Source organism: Bythopirellula polymerisocia, from assembly GCF_007860015.1.
Taxonomy (GTDB): domain Bacteria; phylum Planctomycetota; class Planctomycetia; order Pirellulales; family Lacipirellulaceae; genus Bythopirellula; species Bythopirellula polymerisocia.
Genome location: NZ_SJPS01000001.1, coordinates 191,897 through 204,728 on the forward strand (window position 1 = coordinate 191,897; position 12,832 = coordinate 204,728).

Below are 12,832 nucleotides of genomic sequence, written 5' to 3' on the forward strand. Positions count from 1 at the left end.
ACGAGAATTCATCGATGTCGAATTGGTTGCCAGGGAGGTAGATGTTGCCCCAGCGACGATCAAGCCAATTTGGGACGTCCCGTCGTCTCAATTCATGAATGGCCACCTAGCCTCTAACCACTAACCTCTATCCCTCAATCAATCCGCGACATGCGGCGGTAAAACTCGTCCTCGAGGGCAGCGAAGTCGGTGCCAAAGTGTTTTGCAAAGTCCGCCAGTCGGGTCTGTTTGTCGTCGATGGTGAGCACCGGCTTAGCGGCCAGTGTTTTGAGATAGGCCACATATTCGTCGGTGTGCCAGGTGATCAGGAAATAGTTCCAGGCCCATGCCTCGGCATACGCATCGACAGCCGTGCGGGGATTGCGGAAGCGATCGTCATTCACGATCAGGGCACGTAGCGGGGCTACTCGGTCGGCATTAGCATTGTTCCGATAACGATCCCAGCGATCGTAGTTCACCTTGCCGATGCCGCTCCAACTGCGATTGCTTCCTAAATCAGGGGTCTCGTGAAACATGGCTAACCCCTCCCCCAGCCAGACCGGATTGGATCCAAACCGTTTTTGCATTCCGCAGTTGAAGGCAATCTGGTGTGTCGCTTCGTGAACGATGGTCGCCACCAACGGCGCTGCCTCGGGCTCGGACAGCATTGCCGAAATGTCGTGTGACGAACCTCGCTTGGTGTTTTCACGTCGCAAAGCCTGCATGCCCGTGAGGTCGTACATTGTGATGCGATTTGTCTTGAGGCTGTAGAAACCAATTGCCGAACCGGCTGCTGCCCCCAGTTCTTCCTTGGCATAGCGAACGTAAGAAGCCTTGTCGCCTAGTACAACGACTGCCAGTGGATGTTCTGGTTCCTTGACATCGCAACCCTGCTTTTTCCAATAGGCCAGGAACCCTCTCTGGAGTCGCTCCAACAGCGAACTGCACCATTGGGCGTACTTGAGAGTCGTGTTGTAAACGACGACATAATGTTTAGATTGGTAAACTTGAAAACCGGGACCCATTTCTGCGAGCAACCGCTCAGTGAGTCCATCCTTGTCGAGACGCTCAAGGGGCTGCGAGTCGCTTTGACGACTGCGAATCATGTTAGACATGATCGTATGAAAAGCACCTTCATCGGTTTCTAAAAGGAGACTCCCCTGAGAATCCTCCACAACCACCTGCCCCACCAGCTTTTGGGAACCCTCTTGTTGATTGAGCTGCACCGTCTCGACGGCCAGTGTGAGATGTTGTCCGAAAACAAGACCGAGCAAAATGGCTGCAGAAGTGATTGGGCGTGAGAGCTGCATGAATATCTCAATCATCGGGAATGAGGTAGATAAGTCGTAGAAAGAATTTCCTTTGCCTAGCCGGAGGGCGTGGCCCTGCGGCCAAGGGTGTGACTTCTCTATTGTAACCCCGGATTGGGGGAAGAGTTGCGTTATTTGACGGACCAGGCGAGGCATTGCCTCACGGCTCTTACCAGCGGAGACCAAATTGTTCGCCGCCACTGGGGCCACCAATTCCCCCTTTGAGATTTTTATCCGTTTCTTTTTCCCGACGTTTGAGCGATTCTGCGGCGGGGTGGTCGCTTTCTCGTGGTTCTTGCGGTGCCTTTTCCGGCGACGGCAGGAGCGCCTTGAGGGACAAGCCAATCCGTTGGGCTTCGCGGTCGAAAGACACGACCTTCACTTCGACTTCCTGTCCCTCGCTCACCACATCACTTGAGCGTTGCACGCGGCCGTGACCCATCTCGGAGATATGAATAAGTCCTTCCACTCCAGCATCGAGTCGGACAAACGCCCCGAATTGCATCAGCTTGGTCACGTTCCCCTTGACACGTGCACCAACGGTAAACTTTTGCTCAGCACTGTCCCAAGGGTTGTCCCCCAATTCCCGATAGCCCAACGAAATCTTGCCGCTTTCGGCGTTGATCTTCTCGACGCGGACTTTAACCTGTTGGCCAACCGTAAGCACATCCTTTGGATGGTTCACCCGGTCCCAACTCAGTTGACTCACGTGAATGAGTCCATCGACTCCTCCCAAATCGACGAATGCGCCAAAATCTTGCAAGCTGCGGACGACTCCTTCGCGAAGATCGCCGGGGGAAATCTCTGCCAGTAGTTTTTCTTTCTGCTCTTTCCGTTCGCGTTCCATCAGAGCGCGGTGGCTCAGCACCAGATTGCGACGATTGCGGTTGGCCTCGGTAATGACACATGTAAGTTTCTGGCCGACAAATTCCTCAGCGTTCTCGATTCGATAGATCGAGATTTGGCCCATCGGAATAAAGCCTCGAATACCGGCGAGCGTACATTCGAGTCCCCCCTTGTTCGCACCTGTGATAGAGACATCGACGACTTGGCCTTCGGCCACTTCATCCCAATTGCCGACGTCGACCGCGGCGGTGGGAAGCGACACTTCATACAAACCTTGCTCGGAGTTGAAACGCGAGACTAAAACCTCGACCTGCGTACCAACCTCGGGGGGTGTGGTCTTCTCAAACTGCTTCAGTGGGAGCAGTCCCTGATTGTTGCTTCCCAAGTCAACAAAGATGTCATCGCGATGGATGCTCGTGACAGTGCCCGTGAGTTTTGTCTCGGCTGGCAACTCGGCACCAGTCTCTGCGCTGGCACTTCCTTCAATCAGGGATTCGAGCGACTCTCCTCCTAAGGCGGCGTTGAGTTCGGCTTCCAGTTCGGGGGTCAACGCATCACGAATATTTGGCGGTGGGTAGTTGCTTTTCCTAGGAGTCGCTTCGGTGGCCGAACCAGGGTTCATCGACTTCGCCTTCGGCGGCTCGTCACCTGTCGCACCACGCTGCGTACCAATCTGAATTCGCTCACTCGGACGCGAATGTTCAGGATCGCTCGATTGAGATTGCTCAGCGGGAGGCTCAACGGCAGGACCCGTATCGATATCGGTTGGCTTTGGCTCTCTGATACAATCGCCGATCGCTTGCTCCTTGATGTGCTGCGCGGATTCGTTGGAAGTCTCATTCTCCCGGGGCGTATCCTCACCATTGGAAGTTGGTAGGTTCGCCTCCGACACAGAGCGCGTGGAATCAGTTGAATCGGTATGCGTGGTCATGTTCTCAAAATCCTGGAATTCAGCAGAGCCAAAATCAGTCGCTTGGCGCAAGGTGCAAGTTTAACAGTCAACTCCTCGGCTCTGCAACTATTTTTGACGATTATGCACAAGAAGGGCAATCTCGGTTGTTCTTTGGATAGCGCAGTCCGGTACACGACATTATGGTTCTTCTAGCTTGGCAGCAGGCGCATAGCGTTCAAGTCGCTCACGGACGCCTGGAATAAGGCGTGCCGCGTTCTCAGCATATACCTTCCGCAGAACCTCATTTGGCAGATCGAGACCATAAATGTTCCAGAGTCCCTGAGGTGGGTACTGATCCTCAGCATACGGAAAGTATTCGTCGCTCGTTTCCAGCAGTCGCCAGTGCGGGTTGAGCCTGCTCACAGGGCGTGGACCGTCTGTGCCAAAGAGGATTCGATCAGGATATTTTAGGAAAAAATCCCGGGCCGTGACCGGTTGCCGGCCGATCTCAGCCAAACGGGCGGAGAGATCGACATACAGATTCGGATACTTGTCGAGCCACTCCCCCAGTTCGCCAAGATTCTCAGGAATATTGGCCATGTGTGCCCCGATAAAATTCGTTTGTGGATGCCGCTCCACCACATTCAGGAATTGTTGCATCAGTTCGGCATGGGAAGGAAACTTCTCGCCCGCAAAACTCCAATTAGGATGCCGTTGCAATTCTTCCCACCGTTCGTTGAAACGATCGATCGGCTCGAAGAATGCCACGGGGTCGGCAGTGTGGATCAGCACTGGCAGTCCCAACCTGCCACAGGCCTCCCAGATGGCATCCCAACGTGGATCATCTACCGCAATCAACGAACCATCTGGGTTACGATAGTTGAGCCCCAGCATCTTGAAGACCTTCAGACCTGAGGCCCCCTGCTCTTTCGCCTCGGCAAGCGCCTTCGCCATCCGGCGGGCGAAATCCGGCCGCTGACAATCCCAGGTGGCGGGAGTTTCTTTTTGACCGGTTCCCTGCCAATCAATATTCGCAAAAATTACGAACCGCTCGCGGTACTTGGTCCACAAGAATTTTTTGTGGTCTGCCAATTGCTCGCCAAGTCCACCATCGAGGCTCACACAAACGGCAATGTTCTGATTATCCATGAGTCGCACGAACTCATCGAGTGCCTCGGGTGTCTGGCGCAGTTTGTAGCGGCAATGTACATGGACATCCACCGCCGGAAATTTCGCTTGCTGGGGATGATGTTCTGGCACGACCAGTTGCGACTTGGGCCGGAATTGATCGACTGCGAGCTGTCGGCCATCTTTGCCATCGAGAGGTTCTTCAGCTACAGCATGTCCCAACATCAAAGCCAAAAAAAATATCGGAAAAAATATATATCGCAGAGACACAGAGACGCAGAGGAATCGATGGTATTCCTTCCTCCGTGTCTCTGTGTCTCTGTGTGAGCTATTATTCTCTCGATAAATCATTTAATCTTTGAGCAGTTCGAGCAGATGAAAATGAAACTTGCCGAGTTTGCCGCCGTAGTTGCCTGCGGAGATCGCGAGAACCCCTTCCCCGGCTGCTGCATGGATCGTAGCTGTCATTGCGCGAGCCACTGCTTGCTCGTCGATGCCGTCGATCACGATTTCGTAGCCGCAGTTCGCTCCCTCGAATAATTTAGTTTCTACCCTCCCTCGCAACGTGGGACAAAAGGCATCATTGGTTGAGGCAACCATACCTTTGTATTTCGAGCCAACCTTGCTGCCACTACGGACCACGCCACCTGGGAACGGCGTTATCACCCCCTTAAGAGGTGCGAGGGCTTCGACCGCCCGCCGGGCTGCAGATAATGCAATTTCGCTCGTTATCGCTTGGAGGATGATGTTTCCCCCGGCAACTCCCTTGGCAACTCCAACCTGCTCTTCGACTACGAACTCGCCGTCCATCACGGGAACTCGCCAGTAGCGTCTCTCACCGAGTACTTTACTCTTCTGAAACCCATCGCCGAAAAATCGCAGGAACTTGCCAAGCGGAATCTGCTCCTCCGCTTCGGGAAGCCCGTTGTACACGGCCGTCGTCGGACAGGTCATGAGGCATTGGCCTACGCGATTGGGAATTGCCTTGGCCAACGCGTCCACAGAGAAACCAAACGCCAGCACAGAGGCCCCAGGCCGACCATCGGGAGTCTCGTTGGTATCGAGAAGTTGCTCTACGGCGATCTCAGCATCGCAACCGATCACCGAGGAGCCATAGCCCGTCACCTCTCGCACCGCCGCATCAAGCCAATATTCATCGACGGTTGTGATAATTAGCCGCAAGTAGCGCATCCGAAACGCTTCGGCAAATGTGTCGACGATTTCCGTGGGTCCCAAGAGCATAATATGGCCCATCATCGCACGTTTTGGGGAGCGGACAAGGGAGTTCCGCACTCAATTCGCACTGCCTACTCTCCCTTAATCTCGGTTTTCATCTGCCGTAGCTTCTGCAGCAGAGCTTGAACGTTATCCTGAACCCTTTTACTGTGTGAAATAATTAGCATCCCAGGTTCCATTAGATGGATTTCGCCTTCGCCATGACCGTTGGCCATCCACGAATCAAATTCAATACTATTTGTAATTACCTGAACCAACGAACTGTATGGATTTTCTTGGTTGCCGCCCGGATTTTGAGAATAACCACTTATCAGATCGTCTACTCGATAGACCTCAACAGACAATCTTTGGTTCGCTTTTTCCTGAGTTGTGATCAGTAATACATTCTCCACGACATCGTAAGTGAGATCTTCCAGTCCTGGCTGTCTGAAAATCAGATTGAGAGCCGAACTAAGAGGAATGTTTCTCAGGTTAATTGTAATTTCTGTAACTGGGCTGATAGCAATCTCTTCGAGTGCCTGTTGATCGATAATGATTGGGATATCGTATTCGTCTTGTAACGTATTGATCACTTCATTTAGCGGTTGATCTTCGCATTGAAGCGGTGACTTGAGTGGCTCATCGAGAGCTTGCTCAATTTTTTCTTCAGCTTTCGATTTAGAGATTGTGCTCGTAACTCTATTCTTGCGTTCAGACTTTCGCTTCGGTTGCTCGCCGTAACCTCCGCCAAACTCACCACCGTAGCCACCTCTTCCATAGCCTCCTTCGCCGCCAGACCTCCCACCGCCAAACTGTGCTGCAGCACGTTCCGAGTGCGCCGAAAAAAGAACCACCAACAGTGCCAGACTTGTCACACAATAGACCCGCGACATGACCTGCTCCTCTCTGCGCATGAAGCGCAAGCACGAGAATAGAATTCGGCCAGCGCGGTTCCGGACGCGCCGCCGTCAGATGGCCCTGAATATACTGCCACGAGGGGGGCGAGTCAAATTTTTCTATGAGTGACGTAGCCGGACCAACTCTTTGGTCCGGGACCGGAGGACGTGATCCTCCGGCTGGGGTAATTGTGTGATTGGCTTAAACCCACAAAAAAAGATAGGACGGCCGCCACCACAGCGACCGCCCTATCCGAGGGAGGGAGAAACCGGCCCCGCAGTGCCACGCGCACCACGGGCCCGTATGCTTGCTATGCGGTTCTACCAAGCGGCATGACGAATCGTCCGCCGCTGGTGTAGCGATGCCGCTCGTCAAAGCGACACCAGGTGAGTTCCACTTCCACCGAGTAGGTGCTCATGCCCTGTTTCTCAAAGGTAACAATCGCTTGCTTGGCAGTGAGCGGAACGAAGTGATTAAAGACAATCGTATGTTCGTCGATCGCCGTGACGACTACCGTGAGCGGAGATGCCGGCCGGTTCTGGGCATCGAGTGGCGTGAGTCTGGCACGGAGCAATATTCCGGGGAGGTTTTCGATTTTTGATTCGTTATCGTTCTGGAAATCCGTTTGCAAACAATCCGAAAGATAAGGTGCCATGTCTGTCAGCTCGGAGGAAGCAACATCTGGTTCAGTCATCAATTCGATCCTAAAGTTGTTTGAATAAACCGTTAATGGAAAAGTCGAGAAAACTGCCTGCCGACAAGACCCCCGTCCTGTCGGCAGGCTCGAATTCTGACGCACTGACTTTGAGCAACCGCCGAAGCAATCAGCCCAAAAGCTGAGAATCACAGAGGAGCATAAACAGTGCGTTACGTTGGCCGTCGTGTAATAGCGAACGAAAGAGGAGCCATTCTGATGTTCGCTGGTCGATAGCCACTGTGTTCTGAGCAAATGTACCCGACGCCAGCAGGTGGGGCGGCAGATTTTTGAGAAATGCGCCCGATTATTTCTCAAGAATTGCGAGACAACCGACACTCTCCGCAGGCTTTAACAAAGCCCCGGTCTGATCAGGTGTTGGTGCGCGGAGATGCCGATTGTGCGGTAACGTCTCTAAGCCGCAAGCGGCTCATTCGAGTTCGTTGAGTGCGGCCAGCACCTGTTGGTCATGGCCATCCACTGAGACCCGCTTCCACACCCGCGCCACTTTGCCGGCAGGGTCGATGAGAAACGTACTCCGCTGGATCCCCATGGATTTCTTGCCGTACATGTTTTTTTCGCGCCACGCGCCATACTTCTCGGCAATCTTATGATCAGTGTCAGCCAACAGCGGGAAGTTCAATTTGAATTTATCGCGGAATTTAGTATGACTCGCCGCATCATCTGGGCTGACTCCTAGTACGACGGCACCTGCCTTCTTGATATCCGCCTGGGCATCACGGAATGCACAAGCTTCACGCGTGCAGCCGGGCGTATCGTCCTTGGGATAGAAATACAGCACCACGGCCTTGCCTAAGAAGTCGGATAATTTGACCTTAGTGCCGTCTGCTGTAGCAAGATTAAACGCGGGTGCCTTCTGGCCTGGTTCGACGAAATCGCTCATGGGAGTTCTCCTAGAAAGGATGTGACAATTAATCACGAAGATGGTAATCGCTTTTTCGAAGGGGAATTAACACGTGATGCATTGTGGTACATTGTCGAAGTGGGGCTAGCCCCGCGAGGCAAAATCGGTGTAAAATCCGTGGTCCCACTATTCCTCCAAATCCCGCTACTTGAGAGCCAGATTATTACCGATACTGCCCCCACCGCCGAACGTACTGCTGAACGCAGTCTGCAATTGGCCCTGGCCGCTGCGCGAACCGCCGACGACAACCGCGGGCAAGACATCGTCGTGCTCGACATGCGGCCCATCACACCGGAATTCGACTACTTTGTGATTGCCACTGGTAACAGCCGTCGCCAACTGCATGCCATCAGCGAAGAAATCGACCGCTGCCTGGAACAAGACCTTGATGACAAGCGGATGGGGATCGAAGGGTACAGCGAAAGTCGTTGGATTTTATTAGACTATGGCACCGTGGTGATCCACCTCTTCGACGAGGAGACCCGCGAGTTCTACGCCTTGGAGCAGTTCTGGGGTTCCGCCCCGCATGTGCCGCTCCCCTTCATCAGCAATCAAAGCCCGTCCGACGACTGATGAATATTCTGGCAGAACTCCGCTCTCGCTTTCGTAAAGCGCTCACGACACTCGACCCCTCGGCTGCGGAATTTGCTGAGATGGTCCTGCCAAGCCAGGACGCCAAATTCGGCGATTACCAGGCCAATTGCGCCATGCCCCTGGGTAAGCGACTGGGAAATCCCCCACGCGAAATCGCCAAGCGACTCGTCGAATTACTCAACCTCGGCGACCTGTGCGACCCGCCAGAAATCGCTGGCCCTGGGTTCATCAATCTTCGGCTCAATAACGACTTCCTCGTCTCGCAACTGCAAGCGATGGTCGCGAATGATTCTCTTGGGGTTGCGCCAGTCTCCGAGCCAAAAACCATTGTGCTCGACTATTCTGCTCCCAATGTGGCCAAGCCAATGCACGTCGGTCACATCCGCTCGACTGTCATTGGGGCCGCGCTCTATCGGGTGCTAACGGCTCTGGGCCATCGCGTCATCAGCGACAACCACATTGGCGACTGGGGCACCCAATTTGGCATGATCATCTATGGCTACAAGCATCTTGTGGATGAACCGGCTTTTGCCAAGGAGCCGGTTGCTGAGCTAAGCCGCCTCTATCGAATGGTCAACCAACTGGTCGAATACCACGACATCAAGGAGAACAAACTCCCTGCAGTCGAGAAGCGAATCATCGACGCAGCACATCAAGTCGAACATCTGCACGACGCTACGGAACTCGAAGACCCCAAAGCACGTAAAGCACACAATCGGCAACTTCAACAAGCCGAAAATCAGTTGGCCCAGACGCGTGAGATGCTCGATGACCTCCGCAGGAAACTCGCTGCCGTAGATGATGATGCCCACCTGTCGGCCCTCGCTGCCGAACATGTGGATATTGGTACAGCCGTGCTCGCTGAGACTGCTGCATTGCACGCCGGGGATGCGGAGAATCGCAGTTTGTGGGAGCAGTTTCTGCCCGCATGCCTGGCGAGCATGGACGCGATCTATCAACGCCTGAATGTCACATTTGACAATACTCTTGGCGAAAGCTTTTATCACGATCGCCTGGCGGGGGTGGTCGACGATCTTGACCAGCGTGGCCTGGCAACCGATAGCGAAGGGGCCCGCTGCGTATTCATCGAAGGGATCGATGCCCCCTTCATTGTGCAAAAGCAAGACGGGGCCTTTCTCTATGCCACGACCGATCTGGCCACGATCCAGTACCGCGTGAACGAGTGGACGCCCGACGCTATTGTCTACGTGGTCGATCATCGGCAGTCATTGCACTTCGAGCAACTGTTTGCCACGGCACGATTGTGGGGCTACGATCAGATCGGTCTTGAGCACGTCAGCTTTGGCACGGTGCTCGGCGAAGACGGCAAGCCTTACAAAACCCGCTCCGGCACGGCGGTGGGCCTTGAAGGCCTGCTGGACGAAGCCATCGAGCGAGCGCTAGCCATCGTCAGCGCGAATGACGACGCCCGCGACGAGCCACTTCTGTCCTCAGAGGAACGCAAACAGGTGGGCGAACGAGTCGGAATCGGGGCGATCAAATACGCCGACCTCGCCCACAACCGCACCAGTGACTACGTCTTCAGCTACGACAAAATGCTTGCCATGCAAGGCAACACGGCCGCCTACATGCAATACAGTTACGCCCGGGTGCGCAGTATTTTTGCCAAAGGCAATGTTGATCTCGACCAATTGCGACAGCACGCTTCCCAACTTCAAATCAATGAACCTGCTGAACGGGCTCTCGGTTTGGCACTCTTGCAACTCTCCGAGGCACTGGAACGGGTCGCCGGGGACTATCGCCCCAACCATCTGACGGCCTATCTCTTCGACGTAGCAAGCAAGTATTCAGCCTTTTTCGAGAACTGCCCCGTACTGAAAGCTGAGAACGACAACCTCCGCACTAGCCGCCTCCTCCTCTGCGATCTCACGGCCCGCACCATCGCCTACGGGCTGGAGCTCTTGGGAATCCAAGTCGTCGAGCGGATGTAGACTCATACGGAGGCCCTGGCTTGGAACGAGAGATAGGGGGATTACGAAGACCCTCCTCAGGGCGGTACTGCTCTAATGCCCTGAGTGACCCCGCAATTTGCCCTCATAACCACCCGCTGGCAAGGACTTAACCCGATTGATGGCCTCGGGGAAATTCGCTACAATGGCGGGCTTTCCCTGTGCCGAATTCTTCTTATTGGATTGCCTTGGTTGGCAGTCGAAGATCGGTCAATCCCCTTTAACTTGGGATGCTCGGTTGCAGCGACAATTTCTGGCGCTGGGCGCGACGTCCCCGATTGGTTTTTTATTTCATGGTCAACCGTAACCTTATCCGCGAATATGACATTTCTGATGAAGACTGGGACATCGCTATCGGCGAACTGGCCGAAGATGATATCGGCTGGTTGGATGCCACCGATGTTGATGTCAACCAAATAGTCGAAGGCAAAATTATCCGCATCGACGACGAGTTCGTCCTCGTTGACGTCGGCTACAAGAGTGAGGGCACCATCGCCCGTGACGAGTGGGAAGAGGAGGAACCTCAACCCGAGATCGGCCAAGTAATTCGTGTCCTCGTCGAAGATGTTGAAGACAGTCAAAGCCCGCTTGAAGAGCGCGGCATGATCGTGCTCAGCAAACGCAAAGCTGAGAAGATCGAAAAGTGGATGAAGGTCATGGAGACCGTTCACGAAGGAGATGTCATCTCCGGCGAGGCGGTGCGAAAGATCAAAGGTGGTTTGCTGGTCGATATCGGCGTGAATGTCTTTCTGCCGGCGAGCCAAGTCGACATTCGCCGTCCGCACGACATTGGCGAATACATCGGCAAGACGATCGAGTGCATGGTACTCAAGATCGACGAGGCTCGCCGCAATATCGTGGTGAGCCGCCGCAGCTTGATCGAAGCCCAGCGCGAAGAGAAGAAGTCAGACCTTCTGCGCGAGTTGGAAGTTGGTCAACTTCGCAAAGGTATGGTCAAGAACATCGCCGACTTTGGAGCATTCGTCGATCTAGGTGGCATCGACGGCCTGCTACATATTACCGACATGAGTTGGGGACGAATCAATCATCCTTCAGAGATGGTCAAGATCGACGACGAACTCGAAGTTCAGATTCTCCACATCGACTACGAGAAAGAAAAGATTGCCCTAGGTCTCAAGCAGAAGAGCGCCAGCCCTTGGGAAAATGTCGCGGGCAAGTATCCCGTCAATTCTGTCATCAAGGGAACCGTGGTCAACGTGATGAGCTACGGAGCCTTCGTGAAACTCGAAGATGGCATCGAGGGTCTGGTTCATATCAGCGAAATGTCATGGACCAAGCGAATCAGCCATCCCAACGAATTGGTGAATATCGACGACGTGATCGATGTTGTGGTATTGCGAATTGATGAGCAGAAGCAAGAAATCTCGCTCGGCATGAAGCAAACCCAGGACAACCCCTGGGAGCGCGTTGCCGACCGTTATCCAACGGATCAGTTGGTCAAAGGGAAGGTACGCAACCTTACCAATTACGGTGCCTTTATCGAGATCGAAGAAGGAATCGACGGCTTGCTGCATGTCAGCGATATGTCCTGGACCCGCAAGATCAGCCATCCAAGCGAGGTTGTGGAGAAGGGGCAGGAAGTTGAGTGCAAGGTTCTCTCCGTCGACCAGGAACGTCGCCGGATCGCTTTGGGACTGAAGCAAATGGACGAGGATCCCTGGGCCACGGATATTCCCAACCGCTACCAGCAGGGACAACTCGTTAATGGTAAGGTCACGAAGATCACCAATTTCGGGGTCTTCGTTGGCCTGGAAGATGGCTTGGAAGGCTTGCTGCACATCTCTGAGCTTGCCGACCATAAGGTCGAAAATCCTCAGGAAGTGGTGAACGTAGGCGACGATATCGAAGTCAAGGTGCTACGTGTCGATTCGGAAGAGCGAAAAATCGGTCTCTCGCGGAAACGAGTGGAATGGGCTGCGGAAGATGAAGCCGCTGCCGAGGCTGCTGAGGCAGAAGCCGCCAAAAGCGAGACCCCGATGGAACTTAAGGGTGGTATCGGCTCCGATTCAGGCCCGCTGTTCAAGCCTGCCTCTTCGGAAACGGAAGATGCCGAGTCGGATGACACAGCATCGACTGAGGAGCTCGACGAAGCTGACGAAGAAAACACCGTCAAAGCAGCTGAGCAGGAGAGTTAACCTACTGTACCTTAGCTTGAATGTTCTTTCACATATCGGGCACGGCGGAAACAATTCCGTCGTGCCCTTTTTATTGGTACGGTCGGTAGATTGCTTATAACCGTCCCACTTCAACATCTTCTGTTGGTAGTGCAGGATTCTCCCAGCACTCGTCGATACTGTTAGTGCAACAGGACGTAAACCAGGCGGGTAGAAGGTCGCGGTCAGCAGTGGCTCCGGCAGCAGA

At 54.0% G+C, this 12,832-nt stretch carries 10 protein-coding genes; 3 read left to right on the forward strand and 7 right to left on the reverse strand.

Annotation, left to right across the window (positions count from 1 at the left end; genetic code table 11):
- Positions 1 to 134: 134 nt before the first annotated feature.
- The 7 genes from Pla144_RS00760 to bcp all read right to left on the reverse strand — a co-directional run bounded on the left by Pla144_RS00760 (position 135) and on the right by bcp (position 7,865).
- On the reverse strand, positions 135 to 1,289 hold the full coding sequence (locus Pla144_RS00760) for a DUF1570 domain-containing protein (protein WP_197530293.1): 1,155 nt from the start codon (positions 1,287 to 1,289) through the stop codon (positions 135 to 137).
- 169 nt (positions 1,290 to 1,458) lie between these two features.
- Positions 1,459 to 3,066: a 30S ribosomal protein S1 gene (locus Pla144_RS00765; protein WP_146447419.1), complete on the reverse strand. Its 1,608-nt coding sequence runs from the start codon at positions 3,064 to 3,066 to the stop codon at positions 1,459 to 1,461.
- 159 nt (positions 3,067 to 3,225) lie between these two features.
- Entirely contained in the window at positions 3,226 to 4,380 is a 1,155-nt protein-coding gene (locus Pla144_RS00770) for an amidohydrolase family protein (protein WP_231936202.1), read from the reverse strand.
- A gap of 126 nt (positions 4,381 to 4,506) precedes the next feature.
- Positions 4,507 to 5,412: a formylmethanofuran--tetrahydromethanopterin N-formyltransferase gene (gene fhcD / locus Pla144_RS00775; protein WP_231936109.1), complete on the reverse strand. Its 906-nt coding sequence runs from the start codon at positions 5,410 to 5,412 to the stop codon at positions 4,507 to 4,509.
- Between the two features lie 50 nt (positions 5,413 to 5,462).
- Positions 5,463 to 6,263: a hypothetical protein gene (locus Pla144_RS00780; protein ID WP_146447421.1), complete on the reverse strand. Its 801-nt coding sequence runs from the start codon at positions 6,261 to 6,263 to the stop codon at positions 5,463 to 5,465.
- A gap of 314 nt (positions 6,264 to 6,577) precedes the next feature.
- Entirely contained in the window at positions 6,578 to 6,961 is a 384-nt protein-coding gene (locus Pla144_RS00785; RefSeq protein WP_146447422.1) for a hypothetical protein, read from the reverse strand.
- 430 nt (positions 6,962 to 7,391) lie between these two features.
- Positions 7,392 to 7,865: a thioredoxin-dependent thiol peroxidase gene (gene bcp / locus Pla144_RS00790; protein ID WP_146447423.1), complete on the reverse strand. Its 474-nt coding sequence runs from the start codon at positions 7,863 to 7,865 to the stop codon at positions 7,392 to 7,394.
- Positions 7,866 to 7,886: 21 nt separating this feature from the next.
- On the opposite strand from bcp, the gene rsfS reads away from it, so the two are divergent.
- The 3 genes from rsfS (at position 7,887) to Pla144_RS00805 (ending at position 12,606) form a co-directional block, all read left to right on the forward strand.
- Positions 7,887 to 8,459, forward strand: coding sequence for a ribosome silencing factor (rsfS, locus tag Pla144_RS00795; protein ID WP_231936110.1), 573 nt, complete (start codon positions 7,887 to 7,889; stop codon positions 8,457 to 8,459).
- Positions 8,459 to 10,432, forward strand: coding sequence for an arginine--tRNA ligase (argS, locus tag Pla144_RS00800; protein ID WP_146447424.1), 1,974 nt, complete (start codon positions 8,459 to 8,461; stop codon positions 10,430 to 10,432). Before rsfS ends, argS begins: the two co-directional genes overlap by 1 nt.
- Positions 10,433 to 10,743: 311 nt before the next feature.
- Entirely contained in the window at positions 10,744 to 12,606 is a 1,863-nt protein-coding gene (locus Pla144_RS00805) for a 30S ribosomal protein S1 (protein ID WP_146447425.1), read from the forward strand.
- Positions 12,607 to 12,832 lie beyond the last annotated feature (226 nt).